Source organism: Rhodoferax sp. RT5P35, assembly GCF_056521385.1.
In genome coordinates this window covers 74,721-96,337 of record NZ_JBWMAX010000014.1, presented here as the reverse complement: position 1 = coordinate 96,337, position 21,617 = coordinate 74,721, and the positions used below count along the sequence as shown (strand labels likewise).

14 protein-coding genes are annotated in these 21,617 nt (G+C 61.7%); 9 read left to right on the top strand and 5 right to left on the bottom strand.

Translation table 11 applies throughout. The annotated features are described in order from the left end of the window. The first annotated feature begins 69 nt into the window (after positions 1-69). The 3 genes from AC097L_RS19650 to AC097L_RS19640 all read left to right on the top strand — a co-directional run bounded on the left by AC097L_RS19650 (position 70) and on the right by AC097L_RS19640 (position 5,155). Positions 70-2,301, top strand: coding sequence for an EAL domain-containing protein (locus AC097L_RS19650; protein WP_479588404.1), 2,232 nt, complete (start codon positions 70-72; stop codon positions 2,299-2,301). Between the two features lie 59 nt (positions 2,302-2,360). Beyond that, on the top strand, positions 2,361-4,136 hold the full coding sequence (locus AC097L_RS19645; RefSeq protein WP_479588403.1) for a methyl-accepting chemotaxis protein: 1,776 nt from the start codon (positions 2,361-2,363) through the stop codon (positions 4,134-4,136). An 89-nt stretch (positions 4,137-4,225) separates the two neighbouring features. Further along, positions 4,226-5,155 (top strand): sensor domain-containing diguanylate cyclase, encoded by a 930-nt coding sequence (locus AC097L_RS19640; RefSeq protein ID WP_479588402.1) that lies wholly within the window; start codon positions 4,226-4,228, stop codon positions 5,153-5,155. A 66-nt stretch (positions 5,156-5,221) separates the two neighbouring features. Here the strand turns inward: AC097L_RS19640 and AC097L_RS19635 are convergent, their stop codons facing one another. Then, a complete protein-coding gene (locus tag AC097L_RS19635; protein WP_479588401.1) occupies positions 5,222-5,992 on the bottom strand; it encodes an exodeoxyribonuclease III in 771 nt (256 codons plus the stop codon). Positions 5,993-6,085: 93 nt separating this feature from the next. Here AC097L_RS19635 and AC097L_RS19630 point away from each other — a divergent pair, with 93 nt between their 5' ends. The 6 genes from AC097L_RS19630 (at position 6,086) to AC097L_RS19605 (ending at position 11,801) form a co-directional block, all read left to right on the top strand. Further along, entirely contained in the window at positions 6,086-7,099 is a 1,014-nt protein-coding gene (locus AC097L_RS19630; protein WP_479588400.1) for an ornithine cyclodeaminase family protein, read from the top strand. A 67-nt stretch (positions 7,100-7,166) separates the two neighbouring features. Further along, positions 7,167-8,048 carry a glycine betaine ABC transporter substrate-binding protein gene (locus tag AC097L_RS19625; protein WP_479588399.1) on the top strand — a complete coding sequence of 294 codons (882 nt, stop codon included), beginning with the start codon at positions 7,167-7,169 and terminating at the stop codon, positions 8,046-8,048. 20 nt (positions 8,049-8,068) lie between these two features. Next, positions 8,069-9,583 (top strand): HAL/PAL/TAL family ammonia-lyase, encoded by a 1,515-nt coding sequence (locus AC097L_RS19620; RefSeq protein WP_479588398.1) that lies wholly within the window; start codon positions 8,069-8,071, stop codon positions 9,581-9,583. Continuing rightward, positions 9,580-10,203: an ABC transporter permease gene (locus AC097L_RS19615; RefSeq protein ID WP_479588397.1), complete on the top strand. Its 624-nt coding sequence runs from the start codon at positions 9,580-9,582 to the stop codon at positions 10,201-10,203. The genes AC097L_RS19620 and AC097L_RS19615 overlap by 4 nt, the downstream gene beginning before the upstream one ends. A 9-nt stretch (positions 10,204-10,212) precedes the next feature. Continuing rightward, on the top strand, positions 10,213-10,857 hold the full coding sequence (locus AC097L_RS19610) for an ABC transporter permease (protein ID WP_479588396.1): 645 nt from the start codon (positions 10,213-10,215) through the stop codon (positions 10,855-10,857). Next, the gene (locus tag AC097L_RS19605; RefSeq protein WP_479588395.1) at positions 10,854-11,801 is read left to right on the top strand and encodes an ABC transporter ATP-binding protein; all 948 of its coding nucleotides are present in this window, start codon (positions 10,854-10,856) and stop codon (positions 11,799-11,801) included. Before AC097L_RS19610 ends, AC097L_RS19605 begins: the two co-directional genes overlap by 4 nt. A 54-nt stretch (positions 11,802-11,855) precedes the next feature. Here AC097L_RS19605 and AC097L_RS19600 read toward each other — a convergent pair whose 3' ends face one another. The 4 genes from AC097L_RS19600 to AC097L_RS19585 form a co-directional block, all read right to left on the bottom strand. Next, positions 11,856-12,074: a CsbD family protein gene (locus tag AC097L_RS19600; protein WP_479588394.1), complete on the bottom strand. Its 219-nt coding sequence runs from the start codon at positions 12,072-12,074 to the stop codon at positions 11,856-11,858. A gap of 30 nt (positions 12,075-12,104) precedes the next feature. Then, positions 12,105-12,419: a BON domain-containing protein gene (locus tag AC097L_RS19595; RefSeq protein ID WP_479588451.1), complete on the bottom strand. Its 315-nt coding sequence runs from the start codon at positions 12,417-12,419 to the stop codon at positions 12,105-12,107. Between the two features lie 76 nt (positions 12,420-12,495). Continuing rightward, a complete protein-coding gene (locus tag AC097L_RS19590; RefSeq protein ID WP_479588450.1) occupies positions 12,496-13,008 on the bottom strand; it encodes a ferritin-like domain-containing protein in 513 nt (170 codons plus the stop codon). Between the two features lie 243 nt (positions 13,009-13,251). Next, positions 13,252-21,615: a glycoside hydrolase family 94 protein gene (locus tag AC097L_RS19585; RefSeq protein WP_479588393.1), complete on the bottom strand. Its 8,364-nt coding sequence runs from the start codon at positions 21,613-21,615 to the stop codon at positions 13,252-13,254. Between the last annotated feature and the right edge of the window lie 2 nt (positions 21,616-21,617).

The following is a 21,617-nucleotide window of genomic DNA, read 5'->3' as shown; positions in this document are numbered from 1 at the left end:
AACGGCTCTCAGTTCTGCTTTGGTGCAGCACTAAAAGCCGATAACTAACCTATTAGGGTTCAAGGAAGCGTGTTCACTTCACTCAAATGGTTCCAGTCTGGCGTTCGCAGGCTCTTGATTCAGGTTGATATCGGCGTACGTTTGCTGGCGCTGATTGGGTTAGGTGCATTTGTGGCTGTGTTGCTGGCTACCAAGGGTATTTTGGGCCTTGCTGCTTCCAACGAAAGTCTGCGGTCAATGTACGAAGACCGCATGTTGCCCACCCAGCAGTTGGCAAAAATCAATAACCTGATGTTGGCCAATCGGCTGCTACTGCAGCGATCTTTGAGCGAAACCAGCTTCGGTGCCAGTGGCGAAGCGAACAACTCCGGTGCGATCAGTCGTATGACTTCCGCAGAAACCGCTGATACGCTCGAAAAAAACATCGCATCCATCAATGGTCTGTTGCTACGGTACAACGAATATCGGTTGACGGAAGATGAAAAATCAAGAGCGTCCCAGTTCGCGCAAAGTCGGCTGGTGCTTTTAGATGAAGCCATGCTGCCCGCCATTGGTGCGCTGCGCACTACCCAGTATGAAAAGCTAAAGCCCCTGGCGGCACGGGCACAGGGGCTGTTTGACAAGGCTGCCTCTGACTTGCAAGCCTTGAGCCAACTGCATTTTGATTCAGCCCATCAAATCTATACCGATGGGGTCAGGCACTATGAAAGTACGCTGCACTGGGCATGGGGTGCAGTGGGCGGTGCACTGCTGGTGTTGGTCTGGCTCGGTTTTGCAATTACAAAATCTATCGTTGTGTCGCTCAAAAAAGTGATTGCCGTGTTCCGGCAAATCTCTAAGGGCCATTACCGTTCGCACATCCATGTCCATGGTCGAGATGAAATCAGCCGGGTTATGCGTGCGTTGCAGCTGATGCAAGCCAAGCTTGGCGCAGATGAACAAGCCATCCACCAACTGGCTTTTTACGACCCGCTGACTCACTTGCCCAACCGACGGCTGCTGCGTGACCGGCTCCAGCAGGCCATGTCTATCAGCACGCGGAACCATTTGTTTGGCGCGGTACTGATGGTGGATTTGGACAATTTCAAGAGCGTGAATGACAGCCGGGGCCACGATGTAGGGGACCGCCTATTGGTAGAAATGGCACTCCGTTTGCAGTCTTGTATCCGCCAGTCAGATACGGTGGCACGGCTGGGTGGGGATGAATTCATCGTCTTGCTGGTGGAGCTGGATGCAGACGAGCTGCAAGCCCGACAGAAGGCGCAGGCGATTGGCCAAAAAATTCTGGATGCCATCCACCAACCCCATTGGCTTGCGCAGCACCTCCACCACGGTACTGCCAGCATGGGGGTGAGCCTGTTCATAGGGCAAAACGCCACCATGGATGAGCTGCTCAAATGCGCAGATATTTCCATGTACCAGGCCAAGGACAGCGGGCGCAATGCCATCCGTTTTTACGACCCCCAAGTACAGGCCAAATTGCAAGCCCGCATCACGTTGGAGTCGGAGTTGCGCGATGCGCTGTCTGCCAACCAACTCCAGCTTTATTACCAGATACAAATAGACAAATCACAGGGGGTCTTGGGCGCAGAGGCTTTGTTGCGTTGGAACCACCCTGTGCATGGACTGGTATTTCCCGACCAATTCATTCCGATTGCGGAAGAGTCCGGTTTGATCGTGCCGATGGGTGAATGGGTCATGCGGACGGCTTGCGAGCAGCTCACGCGTTGGGCCCATGATTCAGCCACGGCCCATTACGTGCTGTCTGTCAATGTGAGTGCGCTGCAGTTTCGCCAGCCCGACTTTGTCGATGTTGTGCGCAGGGTGGTCGCGCAGACCCGTGCCAATCCACAACGCCTCAAGCTGGAGCTCACCGAGAGTCTGGTGCTGCACAACATTGTCGACACCGTTGACAAGATGAAGCTGCTCAACCGGGACGGCATCCATTTCTCGATGGATGATTTTGGTATCGGTTATTCATCGCTGGAGCACCTGACCAGTTTGCCCATCCAGCAGCTCAAGATTGACCGCAGTTTTGTGCGCAACATTCCCACCAGGCACAGCGACTCGGTGGTTGTGAAAACCATCATCGGTATGGCCAAAAGCCTGGGCGTGGCCATCATTGCCGAGGGCGTGGAGTCAGAAGAGCAACGTGCTTGCTTAGAAGACTACGGCTGCCTGTCTTACCAAGGTTATTTGAGTGGCAGACCAGTGCCGTTGGAGGAGTTTGAGGCCTTGGCCCAGCTGTACTCCCACAGTTTGACTGTGAAGCAAAGGGGGCAATATCTGGAAAAAACCTGACTCTTGTTCGCTATGTCCGCAACCACCCCCGCACTATTTCAACCCCAAGAGGTGTCCCTATGAATTTTAAGAATTTCACCGTCAAAGGCCAACTGGGCTCTGCGTTCGGCCTATTGGCTGCACTGGTATTGGCTGTCGCGTTAGTGGCCATCAACGCGCTCAGTAGTACCAACGAAAACTTTGTCCAGTACCACCAGGTGAATGTAGCGCAAGCCCAAATGGTCACGGATATCCGAGGCGCGGTGAGTCGCCGCGCCATTGCCGCACGCAACCTGGTGCTGTTGGCGACTCCGGAAGATATGGCGGTTGAAAAACAGCTGGTGATACAGGGCCACCAAGATACCCAGGACACATTGCTCAAGCTGAACAACGCGATCAAGCAAAACCCGCAAAGCAGTTCTGAAGAGCGCCGCTTGGTGTCTGAAATTAGCCGGGTTGAGGGTCTGTACGGCCCTGTGGCCCTCGACATTGTGAAGATGGCGCTGGAGGGGAAAAAAGAAGAAGCTACCGCCAAGATGAACAAAGAGTGTCGGCCACTGCTGGCTGCCTTGCTCAAGGCCGCCAATGATTACCTGGCCTATAGCAACAAGCTCGGGGAAGAGGGTATTGCCACCGCTGCGGCCGAATACACCCATGCCCGTTGGTTGCTGATTTTGGCCAGTGCCATCGCGATGGCCGCTGCCGTGGCTCTGGGCATTTTGATTACCCGCAATTTGGTGGGCTCGCTGGGTGGTGAGCCCCGTGCTGCTGCTGGCGTGGCCAGTGCCGTGGCCCAGGGTGATTTGTCCATGCCCATTCTTGTCAAGCCTGGCGATAAAAGCAGCTTGATGGCCCAGCTCAAAGCCATGCAGGACAGCCTAGTTGGGGTGGTGGCGAATGTCCGCCAAAGCGCCGAAAGCGTTTCCACTTCCAGTGCTGAAATTGCCCAAGGCAACCACGACCTGAGCGGACGCACAGAGCAACAAGCCAGTGCGCTACAGCAAACCGCTGCGTCCATGGAGGAGTTGAGCTCCACTGTCCGGCAAAACGCAGACAACGCCCGCCAAGCCAACCAACTGGCCCAAAGTGCCAGCGCGGTGGCCATCAAAGGGGGGGAAGTGGTTTCCCAGGTTGTGGGCACCATGAAGGGCATCAACGACTCTTCCAAGAAGATATCAGACATCATCAGTGTGATTGACGGTATTGCTTTTCAGACCAATATCCTGGCACTGAATGCGGCAGTAGAAGCCGCCCGCGCGGGTGAGCAAGGCCGTGGTTTTGCGGTTGTGGCCTCTGAGGTCCGTTCCCTGGCTGGACGTTCTGCCGAGGCTGCCAAGGAGATCAAAATTTTGATTGGTGCCAGCGTGGAGCGGGTTGCGCAAGGGACCGCCTTGGTGGACCAGGCCGGCATCACAATGACCGAAGTTGTGGGCTCCATTAAACGGGTTACCGATTTGATGGGGGAGATCAGCGCCGCCAGTTCGGAGCAAAGCGTGGGGGTTTCGCAAGTGGGTGAGGCGGTCACCCAAATGGACCGTGCAACCCAACAAAACGCCGCGCTCGTCGAGGAAATGGCGGCATCTGCCAGCAGCCTCAAATCCCAGGCCGAGGAACTGGTGAATGTGGTTGCGGTCTTCAAGCTGGGCGGGCAGCAGTTACAGCAGGCGATTGCACCCGCAGCACGGACCCGCCAGCCCGCCAGCCCAGCCATTGCTCCTACCAAGCCAATATCCGGTGCAAGACCTGGTGCAAAACCCGGTGCTTATCTGGCTACTCCCAAGGTCTTTCCTGTTGCCATCAAGCGTAGCGCCAAAACTGCCCAAACAGGAGCAGATGGCGAGTGGAGTAGTTTTTGAGCGCCGCAGGCTGCGACTGAACACCTGTTCTAAATCCATGGCCCCACTTGACCAGTTCTCACCCCGCCTTATATTTCGGCTTCTTAAGCATGCACACAAAGCCCGAGTTTTATAAAACTTTGCTGGACTCATTGGACAATCAAATTGCTGTTATTGACCAATTGGGGAGTATTGTTTATGTCAATAAAGTGTGGGTGGAGTTTGGCATATTGAATGGCATGCCAGCTATTTTTAATTGGCTGGGGCGCAATTACATTCATGTTTGCAATGTAGAGGGGGGTGATTTAAGTGCCTCCATACAGGCCACCGCAGATGGTATTCGCCAAGTGCTGTCGGGCGCGATGCATGTTTTTGAGTCCGATTATCCCTGCCATAGTCCTTTGGAAAGACGCTGGTTCATGATGCGCATTGCCGCCATGGATTATTTAGAGCAGAAACTATGGGTAGTTTCACATACCAGCATCACAGCGCGAAAACTGGCTGAAGAAGCGGTGGAAATCTTGTCCCTCACCGATACTCTGACCGGTTTGGCCAACCGCCGTCGGCTAAATAGTTTTCTCCGTGACGAATGGCAGAGAGCCTTGCGGCAACAGATGCCGATCAGCGTGGTGGTTTTTGATATTGACCATTTCAAAATGGTCAATGACACCCTAGGACATGCCGGTGGAGATGCATGCCTCGTCCAGGTGGCAAAAATTCTGCGCCAATTTACAAAGCGCCCCAGTGATTTGGCGACCCGTTTCGGAGGGGAAGAGTTTGTTCTGGTTTTGGCCAATACATCGGCAGAAGATGCCTTCGCATTGGCCCAGAAAATTCGACTGGCCGTATTGGGTCTAGGGATCATGTTTTCAAACAACCAATGCCTGACCATGAGTGCCGGGGTGAGTTGTGCTGTTCCGGCTAAAAATGGAGATGGAATCTGTCTGATTGAGAGGGCCGACAAAGCCCTGTATCTTGCAAAAAGCAATGGCAGAAATCGGATTCAGTTGGCTGCGAGCGAGGATATGTGGCCGGTTTAGCTTCTACAAATATTTAATAAAATAAACCTCTGGCGTATATTCTGTATGCGCTAGTAGCTATATAAGTTATAGCGGATCTAGCGTCACCACCACCGGTGCGTGGTCGCTGGGTCGCTCGTTCTTGCGCGGCAGCGTGTCGATCACGCAGGCCGTCACCAGCGGCTTCAAAGACGGGCTCACCAGAATGTGGTCGATGCGCATGCCCCGATTGCGGCGAAAGCCAAAGTCGCGGTAGTCCCACCAGGAAAAGCATTTGTCGGGCTGGGGAAACAGGCGGTGGCTGTCTGTCAGGCCCAGCGCCACCAGGGCCTGCAGGTGGTAGCGCTCTTCGTCGGTGCAGTGGATGGTGTCCTTCAGACCGATCGGGTCCCACACGTCGGCATCGTCGAAGGTGATGTTGTAGTCGCCCATCAGCACCAGTCGTGGATGCACCAGCAGCTCGGCCTTGACCCAGTCGCGCAGGGCCTTGAGCCAGTGCATTTTGTAGTCGAACTTCTCGCTGCCGGGCTCCTGGCCATTGGGAAAGTAGGCGCCAATAACGCGCACGCCCTTGACCGTGCCGGTGATCACGCGGGCTAGCTCGTCGCTGAAACCGGGGATGTTTTTCACCACCTCGGTGGCGGGTGTCTTGCTGAGCAGGGCTACGCCGTTGTAGGTTTTCTGGCCAAACCACTGCGCCTGGTAACCGGCTTCGGCAAAGGCCGCGTGCGGAAACTTGTCGTCGGTCATCTTGGTTTCCTGCAGCGCCAGAACTGCGACCGGGTTGGCCACCAACCAGTCCAAAACCTGGGGCAGGCGTACGGTGAGGGAGTTGACGTTCCAGGTGGCGAGTTGCATGGTGTGTGAGGGCGCAAAAGAGGGGGTGATCTTAACGAGCGTGGGCAGTGCTTTGTTCTTGCCCGTAAACTGCCTGTATAGGGAACCTCATACATGTCTGACAGCACTGCTGAAATTTACCTCACCTACCTCAACCACCCCGATGTACAGGCCTTGGCCCTTACCGACGCGGAAATTCTGGCGGCAGTGGAGTCGGCGCTGCTGGCCCAGGGTTTACAGCAAACCACCATTGAGCCACGCATGCACCTGGTGCCGGAAAAAGACTATCCCGGCCATTTCAACGTACTGCGTGGGTACATCCGGCCGCTGGGCCTGGCGGGGGTCAAGGTAGTGGGGGACTTCTACCGCAACTACGAGATCGGCCTGCCGTCTGAACTGGCGGTGCTGAATCTGTTCGACCCCAAGAACGGCGCACCTCTGGCCATCATCGACGCATCGGACATTACCGACATGCGTACCGGAGCCATTACCGCCCTGGGGGCCAAACACCCGGCCCGCAAGAATTCCAAAATCCCCGGCCACATTGGTGCGCGGGGTACCTCGTACTGGAATGTGCGCCTGCTCAATTCCCTGTTTGATTTTGACGAAATCCGGGTGCACTCGCGCCGCCCCGAAAGCCGCAACGCCTTTGCCGCGCGGCTAGAGCAAGACCTGGGCAAAAAGATTACCGTGACCGATGACTGGGAATCCTGCGTGCGCGGAGCCGACATCGTGGTCGAGGCGTCGCGCCTGGAAAAACCCACGCCCATGCTCAAAACCGAGTGGATCAAAAAGGGTGCCTGCGTGATTCCTTACGGCACCATGAGCGCGGTGGAGCTGTCGCTGACCGACATCATGGACAAGATGGTGATGGACGACTGGGGCCAGGCCAAGGCCGGGCCGTTAGGTTCTTTGCGCGCCCATGTGGACGCAGGCAAACTGTCTGAAGCTACGCTGCACGCCGAGCTGGGCCAGATCGTGGCGGGGCTGAAACCCGGGCGCGAAAGCGATGCGGAAACCAATCTGTTCTGGCACCGTGGCCTGTCGCTGTCCGATATCGCGCTGGGGGCTTTTATGCTGGAAAAAGCAGCCAAGATGAACCTGGGCCAGCGGCTGCGGTTCCGCTGAGCTTATGTGTTTGGCACGAAGCCTGCATACTGTTTTTAGAATGTTGTCTATACAAGTGGAGTTCACCATGCGATTGAAAAAAATACTGGCTTTGGCCGCCTTGACCCTGACCGCCGTGCTACCGCTGGCATCGCAGGCCCAACAAGCTGTGCGGGTAGGGTCTAAAAACTTCACCGAGCAGTTTGTGCTGGGCGAGATTTACGCCCAAGCCCTGGAGGCTGCGGGCATCAAGACCGAGAAAAAACTCAACCTGGGCGGCACACTGATTGCGCAAAAAGCCCTGGAGGAGAAGCAGATCGACTTCTACCCGGAGTACACCGGCACCATGCTGCTGGCAGTGCTGAAGGCCGAACCCATGAGCGACCCCAAAGCGGTGTACGACAAGGTCAAAGAGGCCTATGCCAAGATGGGTTTGGTGCTGCTGAACCAGTCCAATCTGAACAATGGCTACTCCATGGTGGTGCGGCCTGAAACCGCGCAAAAGTACAAGCTGGAAACCCTGTCCGACCTGGCCAAGGTCGCCAAAGAGCTGAAGATCGGTGCGGGCCCCGAGTTTCGCGACCGCAAGGACGGCCTGCCCGGCCTGAAAGCCAAGTACGACATGGTGTTTGGTGAAGACCTGCAAATGGCCATTGGCTTGCGCTACCAGGCGTTGAAAAGCGACCAGATCCAGGTCATCAACGGCTACGCCACCGACGGCATGATCAGCGCCATGAAGCTCAAGCGCCTGCGCGACGACAAGAGCCTGTGGCCGCCGTACTTTGTGGTGCCGGTGATCCGCCGCGAAGTGCTGGAGGCCAACCCCAAAATCGGCGAGGTGCTGAACCGCGTCAGCGCGCTGCTCGATGAAGCCAGCATGGCCAAGATGAACTACCAGGTGGATGGCGAAAAAGAAGAACCCAAAGACGTGGCCTACGATTTCCTGAAAACCAAAGGTCTGGTCAAGTAAGCATCCACCAGCGTTCCGGCATGACCATCACACTGGGTGAAGACCGGGTCTGTATTGGCGACCTGGTCCAGGTGGCCCGTGCCGGTATGCCTGTGGCACTGGCCGACAGCGCGCGTGCGCGGGTTGTGCTTGCGCGCGCGGTGGTGTTGCGCCTGGCCCAGTCCAGCCAGCCCATCTACGGCCTGAATTCGGCCCTCGGGGCCAACACGGGTGCGGCACTGGTCGAAGGCGATATGCAGGCCTACCAACGTAGGGCGGTGCGGGCCCGTGCCGTGGCTGTGGGGCCTGTGTTTGACACCGCCACCGTCAGGGCCATGCAGTTCGCTCGCATTGCCGGTATGGCGCAGGGCGGGTCAGGCGTGTCGCCTGCCGTGCTGGATGCCTGCATCGCGCTGCTGAACCACCAGGTACACCCCCAAGTTCCACGCACCGGCTCGATGGCGGTGGCCGACTTGCCCCATTTGTCGCACCTGGCCTTGCCCTTGTTTGGCGAGGGCCGGGCAGAATTCCAGGGCGAGGTGCTGGATGGCGCACAGGCCCTCGAGCGCGCCGGGTTGCAAGCGGTGGTGCTGGGAGCCAAAGACGGCCTGGCATTGATCAGTTCCAACGCGGCCACGGTGGGGCGGGCGGCGCTGGTGCTGAGTGATGTGGGCGATGCGCTGCAGGCATGGCTGGCCGGGGTGGCGCTGGGGTTTGAGGGTTTTAGGGCCAATTTGTCGCCCCTGCACGCTGGCGCCGTGGCTGCCCGGCCCGCAACCGGGCAGGTCGCTGTGGCCCAGCAGCTGCGGGGTCTGCTGGCCGGAAGCGCACTGTGGGCACCGGGGGCGGCCCGCCGCATGCAAGACCCGGTGTCGATGCGCGTGGTGGCCCAGGTACACGGTGCGGCGCTGGGCATGGTGCAGACGGCCCAGGCACAGGTCGAAATGGAATTGAACAGCGCCGCCGACAGCCCGCTGGTGCTGGTGGATGAGGAGATGATGTTGTCCAACGGCAACTTCCATTTGCCCGCATTGGCATTGGCGTTAGATGCGTGCGCGATTGCACTGGCGCAAACCGCCAGCATGTCGGTGGCCCGCTGCCAGCGCTTCATGTCGCCCACGTTGACCGATTTGCCGCTGCAGCTCACGCGCCACGGCCCGGCCCATTCCGGCTTTGCCGCAGTACAAAAAACACTGGTGGCGCTGTGGGCCGACATCCGACTGCGCGCCAACCCCGGCTCGCTGGACTTCATGCCGGTGTCTGAGGGCCTGGAAGACCACGCCTGCATGGCGATGGGGGTGGTGGACAAGCTGGCAGAGCTGCTGGACCGTGTGCACTACCTCATCGCTACCGAACTGCTGGTGGCGGCCCAGGCGGTGGACCTGCGGGCACTCGACATTGCTACCCTGGGCGAGGGCGCACGCGCGGCCTACCTGCAGGTGCGGGCCTTGGTGCCCGTACTGGACGAAGACCGCCCGCTCGGGCCGGATATCGACTGCATTCGCCAGGCTGTGGCGGCAGGCCGGTTTAACTTTCCAAAGGACTATAGCGCGTGACCTGGTTTTTACGCCATTGGACCGATGTAGCCCTTGCGCTGTGGGAGCACGTGGCGATTTCCCTCACCGCGCTGGCCATTGCCTTTGCCTTGTCGCTGGTGATCGGGGTTGTGGCCGCCCGGCGGGTGCGCCTGTACGCGGCGGTGATGACTATCTCGGGGTTTCTGTACACCATCCCTACGCTGGCCTTTTTGGCATTTTTGATTCCGCTGGTGGGGCTGGGCCGTACCAACGCCACCATCACCATGGTGGCTTTTTCACTGATGATTTTGATACGCGGCGTGGCCACCGGCATCCGCGAGGTGCCCACCGACATCATCGACGCAGCGCGCGGCATGGGCATGGATGCCGGCCAAATCTTGCGCCGTATCGAGCTGCCACTGGCCTTGCCACTGATCGTGGCTGCCCTGCGGGTGTCGGCGGTCACGGTGATCAGCGTCAGCGTGGTGGCGGCCTATGTGAACGCGGGCGGGCTGGGCACGCTGATTTTTAACGGCATCGCCACCGACCACACCGCCAAAATCTGGACCGGTGCGCTCACGGTCTGTGCCTTGGCTGTGGCGGTAGATCTGCTGCTGGCCTGGACCGAGCGCAGGCTCAGAGCGGGCCAAGCGGCTTAAAGGGAAAAGATGCTGCAAGAAGCCTGGACGTATCTGATAACGCATCCCGACCAGTTTTGGCGCGCGCTGGGTGTGCACATGGCGCTGTCGGCCTCGGCCCTGTTGTTGGCGGCGGTGCTGAGCATCCCGGCCGGCATCGCGGTCGCCCGGCGCCACCATCTGGCGCTGGGCGTGGTGAATGTGGCCAATGTGGCCCGCACCCTGCCGTCGTTGGCAGTGTTGGCGCTGGTGATGCCGCTGCTGGGGACCGGCTTTGCACCGTCCCTGTTTGCCCTGACGCTGATTGCCTTGCCCCCTATCGTGACCCACACCATTGCCGGCCTGCGCGGGGTGGATGCCGATGTGGTGGATGCCGCGGTAGGCATGGGGATGACGCGGGCTGCGTTGCTCTGGAAGATCGAGCTGCCCATGGCCTTGCCGGTCATTTTTGCCGGGCTGCGTACCGGTGCGGTGCAGGTGATTTCCGGCGCAGTGCTGGCAGCCTTTATTGGCGGTGGCGGGCTGGGGGACTTCATTACCGCCGGTATTGCCATGATGGCCGTACCGCAGCTGCTGGTGGGGGCCATTCCAGTGACCCTGCTAGCGCTGGCAACCGACTTTCTTTTTGGCGTGCTCCAGCGCCGTATGACACCCATGGGGCTTCGTTCTGCATGATCACACTTGACGGTTTACGCAAACAATTCGGCACCAGCGGCAGCTTTGCAGTCGATGGCCTGTCGCTCACCATCAACACAGGTGAAATATGCGTGCTGATCGGCCCGTCGGGTTGCGGCAAAACCACCACCATGCGCATGGTCAACCGCATGGAAGAACCTGACTCGGGCCGCATCGAAGTGGGTGGCCGTGACGTGATGCAACTGGACCCGGTGGAACTGCGCCGCTCGATTGGCTATGTGATACAGCAAGTAGGCCTGTTCCCGCACATGACGATTGGCGAAAACGTGGCCACCGTGCCCAAAATGCTGGGTTGGGATGCGGCCCGCACCGCCAAACGGGTAGACGAATTACTGGCCCTGGTGCACATGGAGCCCGGCCAGTACCGCCACCGCTATCCGCGTGAACTGTCGGGTGGCCAAAAGCAGCGCATCGGTGTGGCCCGCGCATTGGCGGCAGACCCGCCGGTCATGCTGATGGACGAGCCCTTTGGCGCGATTGACCCCATCACCCGCGCCAGCCTGCAAACCGAGTTTTTGCGCATTCTGCGCGAGCTGGGCAAAACCATTGTGTTTGTTACCCACGATATCGACGAGGCAATCCGCATGGGTACGCGGATTGCCATTCTAAAAGCGGGAAAAGTAGTGCAGTACGACACCCCTGAGCGGATTCTGGCCCAACCGGCCGATGCGTTCGTTGAGGCCTTTGTGGGCGGCGACCGTTCGCTCAAGCGCCTGGCTTTGCTGAGCGTGGGGGCGTACGCAGAACATGGGGCTGCTAGCGCCGGTGCACCTAGTCTGCCAGCGGCCACGCCGCTGCGTGATGCCTTGTCGGCCATGCTGGATGCGGGTACGGTGGACGCGCAGGTGGTGCATGCCACCGGTGCCTTGCTGGGCCACGTGACGCTGGAGGCGATCCGCCAAGCGGCTCGCAGCACACGCTAAAACGCCCCGAGATCGCAGCCGATCTTGGGGCGCTTTAACCGTCAGACGGTTGGCTTATTTGGTCCAGGAGTCGTCTTTAGACTTCTTTTCCCATTCGGACAATTGCTTTTCAGCTTCGTCCTTGGCAATGCCATAGCGTTCCTGGATCTTGCCAGCGAGCTGGTCACGCTTACCGGCCACCACATCAAGGTCGTCGTCGGTCAGCTTGCCCCATTGCTCTTTAACTTTGCCAGTAGCCTGTTTCCAGTTACCTTGGATAGTGTCCCAATTCATAGCTGTCTCCTTGCAGTTGCGGGTTAAAAATTAAGGACGGATGGTGATCACGTTCTTCACAGCCTTCACGCCCTTGACGTTGCGGGCAATGCTTTCAGCCGTATTCTTTTCGGTCATGTTCTTGGCAAAGCCAGACAACATGACGGTACCGTTCAGGGTTTCCACGCTGATGGCCGATGCGTCAACTTCCTTGTTTTCGACAAAACGTGCCTTGACGCTGGTGGTTACTGCCGAGTCGTCCACGTAGGCACCCACAGATTCCTGGCCACGGGTCACGGCACAGCCGGCGGTGGTCAGCAAGACGATAGCGGTGATGGAAGCAGCAAGGGTAGTGCGGAAGGTCAGTTTCATTTTAAGTACTCCAGTTGATAAAAAAGTAGATTTTGCATGGTGAATGGCCCCACCAGCCAGGGCAAAAACGCTAGGCGGCCAGCCAGTCCTTTAGCTCGTCCGCATGCTCTTGCTCGTCGCTCAAAATGTCTTCCAGCAAACGGCGGGTGGTCGAATCTTTGTCGCCAATCAACGCAATCATCTGGCTGTAGGCTTCGATCGCCACGCGTTCGGCCACCAGATTGGCTTTGATCATTTCTTTCAATTCTTTTGAATCGTCGTAAGCGGCGTGGCTGCGCTTGGTCAACGTGTCCGGCGAAAAGTCGGGCTCACCACCGAGCTGCACGATCCGCTGTGCCAACCGGTCTGCATGGCCAGATTCCTCGGTGGCATGCACCAAAAATTCGGCTGCAATGGCAGAGGAAGCCAAACCGTCAGCGGTGAAGTGGTGGCGTTTGTAGCGCAGCACACACACCAGTTCGGTAGCCAGCGAGTCGTTCAGTAGCTGGATGATGTCTTCACGCCACGGGCCGTAGCTAGGGGTTACGGAGCCCTGGTCCAGGCTACGGCGGGCGGCGCCGAGAGCCGCTTCGTTCAACACCATGCGATCAACGTTCGTGGTCTGCAGTTGCGTGATATTCGTGGGTTCATTCTTGGCGGCCATCGTATTTCCTTGGTTGGTCGGTCTAAGGGTTTGGGTATTGCCCAACCGATGACTGAACTTTAAAACCGAGGTTCGATGCGCCCTATCGGCCTGTGCCGCTAGGCCTTGTAGGAGGATGCCGCATGAGCGTGTCGGTTGGTCTGCGGCAGCCCGGCCCTTAGCCTAAGTGTGTAGTTCTGAAACTTAAAGCGGGACCACGAAGCAAGTCTGCGCATCCAGGCCGGCCCAAGGCAACGTTTCGTCTACGCGCAGCAACTGGGCGTTCGGTCCATTGGCGACCAGCACGGTATCCGGTGTATTGCGGGTAAAGATGAAGCGCATGATGCGTTCACCCCGGCGCAAAGTCAGCTCGGCCTGCGGCCAGTGCGAGGGCAGGCAGGGGGTGAAGCGCAGCGTATCCGCACCCTGTTCCAGGCCAAAGATGGACGCGATGGCTGCGCGGTGCATCCAGCCCGCCGACCCGGTGTACCAGCTCCAGCCACCACGCCCCACGTAAGGCGGCTGGGTGTACACATCGCCGGCCATCACATAGGGTTCAATGCCATAGGCTGCGTTCTGCGCCGGGTTGCTGGCCCTGTGGGCCGGGTTCAGGTAGGTGAAGTAGCGGTAGGCGGTGTCCCGCTCGGCCACGCTGCTGTCGGGCTGGCCCTGCACAAAGGACGCCTGCGCCATCATTGCCCAGACCCCGGCATGCGAGTACTGGCCGCCGTTTTCACGCACACCCGGCGGGTAGGCCTGGATATAACCGGCACTGGGCACGGCGTGTGCCAACGGCGGGTCCAGCAGCTTGATCAAACCGGCCTGCGGGTCGACCAAATGCTGCTCCATGGCTGTCAGCGCAATGCGTTGCAAGGCCACGGGTGCGGCTTGGGACAGCACGGCCCAGGCCTGCGCGATCAGATCGATTTTGGCCTCGGGGTTGAAGTGCGAGCCCAGGGCCTCACCGTTGTCAAAAAATGCGCGTTTGAACCACTGGCCGTCCCAGGCGGGGCCGACCAGCGCGGTCTTCCAACCCTCTGCCGCCTGCTCCCAGCGCTCCGCACGGGCACTGTCGCCGCGGGCGTGGGCCAGCGGCGCAAATTCGGCCACCACCTGGCACAGGAACCAGCCCAGCCACACCGATTCACCCCGGCCTTCAATACCCACGCGGTTCATGCCGTCGTTCCAGTCGCCGCTGCCCATCAAGGGCAGGCCGTGCGTGCCCACCGCCAGGCTGCGGTCGATGGTGCGCGCGGCGTGCTCGTACACCGTGGCGCTGTCCATGCCGGTCTCAGGTGTGTAGTACGCGTCTTCTGCGCCTTCGGGAATGGCCGCACCTTCCAGGAACGGAACCTGGACCTCTAGCAACGTGGCATCGCCCGTGCTGCGCAGATAGTGGGCGCAGGCGTGCGGCAGCCACAGCAGGTCGTCCGAAAAGTGCGTGCGCACGCCCGCTCCGGTCGGAGCGTGCCACCAGTGCTGCACGTCGCCCTCGGGGAACTGGCGCGCCGCGCACACGGTGATCTGCTCGCGCAGCATGCCGGGTGCGGCCCAAGCCAATGCCATCGCATCTTGCAACTGGTCGCGGAAACCCGTGGCCCCACCGGCCTGGTAAAAGCCCGATTTGGCCCACAGGCGGCAGGCTACCGTTTGGTACAGCAGCCAGTGGTTCACCATGGCATCGAACAGCGGGTCGGGCGTGGCCACAACGGTGGCCCCGAGCAGCGTGTCCCAATGTACGCGAGCCAAGTCCAGGCGCTGCGTGGCATTGACCGCAGCGGCTTGCAGTACCAACCCGCGCGCCAGCGATGGGTTGGCGGCAAAGCCCAGCAAAAACACCCGGTCGGCGGTGTCGCCTGCGGCCAGTTGCAGCGTGGTGGACAGGGCTGCGCAGGGGTCTAGCCCGGCACCCGTAACGTGGCCAAAATGGTCGGGCAGTACCAGGCGGCCGCGCGCATCAAAGCATTCGCGGCGGTCGCAGGTCCAGTCGTCTACCGCGTGGTGGTCGTCGCCGGTCAAGGCCAGGAAGGCCGTGCCTTCGCCAAAGCCTGCACTGCGTTCGCGCTGGGTGCACAGCAGCGCCGTGGTGGCTCTCTGCTGGAATACGCCTGTATGCACGCTGCTGCGGTCGCTGCGGTTGGCCCCCATCAGCCATTCGGCCATGCCGATGATGCGCAGTTGCAGGCTACGGTGGCCCCGGTTGATGGTGTGGATCCGTACGTGCTTCACCGCCGTGTCGGGGTCTACGCACCAGGTGGCAGCCACGTCGATGTCGCCCCGGCGGTGGCGGATGGTGGTGCTGCCCTGGCCGTGGGCCACGTGGTAGACCGCCTGCGGGTCACCCCAGGCGTTGGGGGCAATGCTCCACACCTCCAGCGTCTTGCGGTCCTGCAGTAAAAACCATTCTGAGGGCGTGTCACCCACCGGGTCGTTGGACCAGGTGGTGAGCTGGTTCAGACGGCTGTTCATGCCCCAGCTGTAGCCCCCACCAGCTTCGGTGATGTGCGCGCCAAACGCCGGGTTCGCCAGCACATTGGTCCAAGGCCGCACGGTGCGCAGCGTGGGGCTGACATCAAAGCGGAATTCGCCCTCGGCGGTAAACACCCCGGCGGGAGCCGACACGACTGCGTGGCGCAAAGGCACCAGGGGCACATCCAGGGTCGAGACAGTGTGCCGGTTCTCCAGTGCTTGCTCGTGCAGCGCGGCCCAGGCCTGCACGTGGTGTAGCAGCGGACGGCCATCGGCCAGCAGGCGCACGCGGGCCTGGGCATGCAGGGTGCTGTATTCGTCGGGGGTCAGTTCATCAGCGCGCAGCAAGTACATGGTGGTGGGCGCGGATTCGCCACCCCGGTCGGCTGCATGGCGGTCGCGCAGGATGCCGATCTCGCGGTGCAGTGCCATCAGGTAGGACGCGGGCTCGGCATTTACCACCACCAGGTCGCAGCCCAGTCCGCCCCAGGACCACAGGCGCAGCGCCTTGGCCAGCGCCCGCAGCAGGCCCAGGCCTTCCATGGCACTGGCAGACACCAGCAGAATGGGGCGGTCGCCCGAGATACCAAAACGCCACAGCAGCCGCCGGTCACTCACCGGGGCCATGCCATCGGCAGCTGTGCGCACATTCGGGCGGGACAGGCTCAGCGCCAGGGCACTGGTCAGGGTCTGGATGGCCACCAGGTTGTCGGGCGACAAACCCCAGGTGCGCAGGCGTATGCCGGCCAGCGTGGCCGACATCAGCGACGAGCGCTTCACATGGCTGTGCTGGCGGTACTTGTCGATCACGGCCTGCAGGGTGTCGGCGTTGTCGCTGGCCGCGGTGGCAAAGGTCAGCCGGGCCTTGCCGTGCGCGGCAATGCGCAGTTTGACGGCCATGGCACAGACCGGGTCCAGACCGGTATCGAGCGCGCCCGATGCGGGCGGCGCTGCAAACAGGGCCTGCGGCTGGCTGGCATCGCGGTTGCGCCCCAGCCAGTGCTGGCGGTCGGTCTGGATGCGCACGCCCAGCACCTGTGGGTCGGTATCGACCATGAAATGGGCGGCTTGCAAGGCCTGCTCGGTGGGCAGGCGCGGGCTGCGCTCGAATACCAGGGCCTGGTCTTCCGCCTGCCACTGGGCCCGGACAAACAGGTTGGTGAAGGCCGGGTGGGCTTCGTCGGCCCGCGCATCGGACAGCGTGACTTCAAAGGCCGACACCAGTTCGATCTCCAGCGGCTTGTCGCCCAGGTTGCGCAGCTCCACTTGGCGAAACTCGATGTCGTCCTCCGGGCTGACCCACACGGTGGTGTGCGCTTGCACGCCCGGCCATGCGGCCTCGAAGCAGACCCGGTCGGCGTGGTAGGTGCTGTGGTAGTCAGCGGCCGGGTCGGGGGCCGGGTGCTGGGTGATGGACACCAGTGGCTGCTCTTCGCTCCAACGCAGATAAAAGAAGCTGCCATAGGCATCGCGCAGTGCGTCGTCGCGCCAGCGGGTGATGCCAGTGCTGCTGCGGCGGCTCCAGCCCGCGCCATTGGCCCGCAGCGCCACGTGGTAGCGCCCGTTGGACAGCAGGTGCGTGGGCTCCAGCGCGGTGCCTCCGGGCACCACTTCGCGCAGCAAACCTGGGGCCCGCTGCTGCATCAGCTGGCTGGGTGGCCCGGCCGGGGGGGCGTTCAGCAGAGACACCTCACGCGGCGCACGTTCGTGCAGCAGCGAGGTCACCGCCTCGATGGAGGGATTGGCCATGCCCCAGCGTTGGGCCGGGCCGTCCAGCAGCAGATTCGCCAGGGCCACCAGGGTCATGCCCTGGTGGTGTGCCATGAAGGTGCTGACCGGGGTAAAAGCTTCCCCATCGGCCTGGCGTGCCGGGGTGAAGTCCAGCGCCTCGATAAAGCCGTAGCGCCCGTGCGCACCCAAATTCTCCAGTGCTACAAAATTCGCAGCTGCTAGTGCAGGCGATACCTGCACTGCAAGCCCGGTAGCATAGGGGGCGATGACCAATTCGTCGACCGGCGTGCGGCGCAGTGCCAGCCGGGGCACGCCCTGCGGCGCGTACTGGTAGGCCAGGGTGTGGTCTTGCCCGGCGTAAGCGGATTCGGAAATGCCCCACGGCACCTTGCGTGCCTGGGCGAAGGCTATTTGTTCCTGCAGCGCGGCGTGGCAGGCCTCTTGCAGCACGCTACCGGGGGGCTCGACCAGCACCAGGGTGGGCATCAGGTACTCGAACATCGAACCCGACCACGAGCGCAGGCCCGCGTCGGACCCGATAGCGTAAAACGGCCGACCCAGCGATGACCAGTGGCGCACCGGTACATCGCCTTTGGCAATGGCCAGCAGGCTGGTCAGGCGCGACTCGGAGGCCAGCAAGTCGTAAAAGCCGGCATCCAGTTGCTGCTCGGCCACGCGGTAGCCAATGTGCAGCAGGTGCCGCTTGCGGTGGTACAGGAAGCGGTAGTCGGCCGCCCAGGCCATGTCTTCCATGGCGTGTGCCAGATCCAGCAGGCGTTGCCTATCGGCTTGGGCGTTGCTCCCGAGGTCTAGCGCGGCAGACTGGCGGGTGGCGCGGTGGTCGGCCAACATCCAGCGCAGCTGTTGGCGCTGGGCCGGGGTCAGGTGGCGGCGGCGGACCAGCAGCGGGGCGATGCGGTTGCGAGACGCCAGCAGCGCGCGCTCAGCTGCCGTGGTGTCATAGGGCGCAGCGGCCATTTCCCGGCAGGCCTGGGCCACGGCCAGCAAATGGCCGCTGAGGTTGCCGCTGTCCACGGTGGACACATACAGCGGCAGCAGCGGTGCGCAGGTCTGCGTGTCGTACCAGTTGTAGAAGTGGCCCCGGTGGCGTTGCATACGGCCCAGCGTGGCCAGGGTGGCCTCCAGGCGCGCCAGCAGGTCTTGGGTGCCGATCCAGCCAAACTGGCGGGCGCAGGCCACACTAAGCAAGTACAGGCCGATGTTGGTCGGCGAGGTGCGGTGCGCCAGCATGTCCACCGGCAGGGTTTGCAGGTTGTCGGGCGGCAGATAGTTGTCATCCGGTCCGATGCAGCGCTCAAACCAGCGCCAGGTGTCGCGGGCAATGCCGTGCAGCCGTGCCAGGTCGGCGGCGGGCAGGCGGGCATCTTCGCTGCTTGCACCGTTTTTGTACGAAGGGCGGCTGGTCCACCAGATCCACACTGGCGACGCTGCCCACAGCAGGCACAGCACGGTGGCCAATACCGGATGTGCCGTGCCCACTGCCAGCATCCCGGCCAACAGCAGTAGCGCCACCACTGGCAGGCTCCAGTGCGCGCGTACCAGCGCTGGCAAATGGGTGCGTGCCTGGGCCTGGGCCGCCGCGGCCGTAGTCCATTGCAGCAGATGCCGGTGGCTTACGAACATGCGGTACAGCGCCCGGCCAATCGCGTCCACCGCCAGCAGCGCGTGCATCAGCAACTGGGCTACGTGCCATAGCCCACCCCACGCCGTGCGGGCCAGGTCAGACCCGGCCTGGCGGTAAAAGTGGCGCATGGCCAGGTCGTCGCGGCTGGGCGAAAAGCCTGCGACCGCACCCATCAGCGGCCCGGCAGAAAAAGCCGCCGCCACCAGCGCCAGGGCGGCCCAGGGCGATACACCAGGAGCGCACAGCGCAAGCAGAAGCAACAGCAGGGATGCGGGGGCTACCAGCGAGCGGCGCAGGTTGTCAAACATCTTCCACACGTTGATGGCGCGCAGCGGGTAGCGCCCGGAGTTCAGCAAAATCGCCAGCAGTTGCCAGTCGCCACGGGTCCAGCGGTGCACACGCGAGGCTGCCACATCGGCGTGGAAAGGCGCGTCTTCGATCACGCTGATGTCGGTCACCGCAGCGCAGCGCGCCAACGAACCCTCCAGCAGGTCGTGGCTGAGCACCTGGCCTTCGGGCAGTCGGCCCGACAGCACGGCGTGCAGGGCCTGCACATGCAGCAAGCCCTTGCCGGTGAAGCTACCTTCGCCAAACACGTCCTGGTAGACCTCGGAGGTGGCGGCGCTGTAGGGGTCAATGCCGCACTGCCCGGCAAACAGCCAGTGGTACAGGGTGAAGTCCTTGCGCGCAGGCAACGGGGTGGCCACGCGCGGCTGCAGGATGCCGTAGCCTTGCACCACGCTGCGCCCGCTGGCATCCAGCCGGGGCTGGTTGTGCGGGTGCGCAGCCACACCGACCAGCTCGCGCAGGCGGCCGGGTGGCAACTGGGTGTCGCTGTCCAGGGTCACGATGTAGGGCGTGCGGGGCGCAATGCGCGAGGTGTCGCCCAAATACATGAAGGCGGTAGGTGAGTCGGTAGCCAGGGCTTCCACCAGTAACTCCAGTTTGCCGCGCTTACGCTCCCAGCCAATCCAGCGTTGTTCGGTCTGGCTGAAACTGCGCTCGCGGTGCAGCAAGATGAAGCGCGGGGCGGAGCCCAAAGGCGTCGGGTAGCGCAGGTTCAGGGCGCTTATCTCCTGGGCGGCAGTAGACAGCAGGTCGGCATCGGCCGGGGTGCGTTCAGTATCGGCATCCACCCAGTCGGACAGCAGGCCGAACTGGGCGCAGGGCTCGGGGTTGGCAATGTAGTGCAGGTGCAGTCGGTGCACCAGCTCGTGGCTGGACGCTGCGCTGGTCAGCATGGCGGGAATCACCACCAGCACCCGGTGTGCAGGCGGTATGCCGTCGAGCAGGCCCAGGCGCGGCAGGTGCTGTGGCCGCACCGATTCGCTGATCAGTCGGTTGAGGATGGCCACGATGGCTTCCGATGCCGGGAACAGCATCAGCGCCGCTGTCAGCAAAACCAGGGCCAGTCCGCCGGTGGGATGGTGCAGCATCCAGGCGACCAAGCCCACGCTGACTACACCCAAAGCGCCCAGATAGGCGGGCAGGGCGGCGCGGCGGGTGATGGAACGCCACAGTGCCGCGGCGTCTTCACGCAGGCCCAGGGATTTGACCAGCACCGGACGGCCCGCGCCTTCCAGCCAGTAGCTGGGTACACCGGTGGCCGCATCGAACGGGTTGCCGGTCTGCATCAGACCCAGCAGGGTTTGCGCCACCGAGGCTTCGCTGTGGCCGCTGCGTTTGGCGAGACGCTCAATGCCGTGCAGGGTGGCATCGCGGGTGCTGGGGTGCTCGGCTTCAAAGATGGGGGAGGCTAGCATGCGCTGCATCAGCAGACTGGTGCGCGAGACGATGTCGGGCCAGTCGGCATCGCCAATGGCGCGTAGCGACTTCACGGCGTTGCTCACGCTCAGGTTGTCGGCGGCCTGGTCTACGTTGTGTTGGGTTTGGGCGGCGGCAAAGTCGGGCAGGGCATTTAGCAGCCAGTTGTTAACTTGGGTCTCGGCCTGTCCATCTGCGCTGCTACGGTTGTCTTGCAGGCGCAGCGCCATCTGGGTCAGAAACATCCGGCCCACACCGCGCTGCTGCATCAGCTCCAGCAACGCGTCCAGGGCAGTCAGGGGAGTTGTAGCCAGGTGGTCGCAGCACAGGTTGGCGATCTCGCGGGCCGCCTTGTTGGTGGCCACGCGCTCGGCCAGGCGGCGCAGGTTTTCCACCAGCACCACACGCAAGGTGGTGGGTAAGGCCCACATCTCGGCCAGGTTCAGCTCGCGGGTTTCCTGGTAAGCGCTGAGGAACTGCACCAGCAGCGCCTCGTCAAATGCGCCATCGGTGTGCGCTACAAAGGCCCAGGCGATGCCGTAGACGCGGGGCAGCCCGGCCAGCGGCTCGTCTTGCAGTACCGGCAAGGCGCGGAAATAGCTGCGCGGCAGCCCAGCGTGGATTTCTTCCAGCTGGGCTTCGATCAAATGGAAGTTGTCTAGCAGCCACTCGGCTGCCGGGCTAACGTCGTAACCGGTCGCGGCCTGTACACCGATGTAGCGGTGGGCCTCGTCCAGCGTGTGGATGTTTTCCCGCAGACGCGGGAAAAAGCTGGCCGCCCCTAGGCTGGGCCGCTCGGCGCGGTGTGTTTCACCCAGGCTGCGGCCGTGTTGCGCAAAGCGCTGCAGGCCAAAAATTTCGGACCGTATCGGCGGCTGCACCGGGCCACGCACCCCGTCCAACATCTGGCACAGGATGGGGGATGCACTTGGCACCAGGCGCAGCAACTCGGTCGCCATCT

Excerpts from the sequence above, each read along its gene's own strand:
- AC097L_RS19645 (WP_479588403.1), top strand. The coding sequence starts at position 2,361 with ATGAATTTTAAGAATTTCACCGTCAAAGGCCAACTGGGCTCTGCGTTC.
- AC097L_RS19640 (WP_479588402.1), top strand. The coding sequence starts at position 4,226 with ATGCACACAAAGCCCGAGTTTTATAAAACTTTGCTGGACTCATTGGAC.
- AC097L_RS19635 (WP_479588401.1), bottom strand. The coding sequence starts at position 5,992 with ATGCAACTCGCCACCTGGAACGTCAACTCCCTCACCGTACGCCTGCCC.
- AC097L_RS19630 (WP_479588400.1), top strand. The coding sequence starts at position 6,086 with ATGTCTGACAGCACTGCTGAAATTTACCTCACCTACCTCAACCACCCC.
- AC097L_RS19625 (WP_479588399.1), top strand. The coding sequence starts at position 7,167 with ATGCGATTGAAAAAAATACTGGCTTTGGCCGCCTTGACCCTGACCGCC.
- AC097L_RS19620 (WP_479588398.1), top strand. The coding sequence starts at position 8,069 with ATGACCATCACACTGGGTGAAGACCGGGTCTGTATTGGCGACCTGGTC.
- AC097L_RS19610 (WP_479588396.1), top strand. The coding sequence starts at position 10,213 with ATGCTGCAAGAAGCCTGGACGTATCTGATAACGCATCCCGACCAGTTT.
- AC097L_RS19605 (WP_479588395.1), top strand. The coding sequence starts at position 10,854 with ATGATCACACTTGACGGTTTACGCAAACAATTCGGCACCAGCGGCAGC.
- AC097L_RS19600 (WP_479588394.1), bottom strand. The coding sequence starts at position 12,074 with ATGAATTGGGACACTATCCAAGGTAACTGGAAACAGGCTACTGGCAAA.
- AC097L_RS19590 (WP_479588450.1), bottom strand. The coding sequence starts at position 13,008 with ATGGTGTTGAACGAAGCGGCTCTCGGCGCCGCCCGCCGTAGCCTGGAC.
- AC097L_RS19585 (WP_479588393.1), bottom strand. The coding sequence starts at position 21,615 with ATGGCGACCGAGTTGCTGCGCCTGGTGCCAAGTGCATCCCCCATCCTG.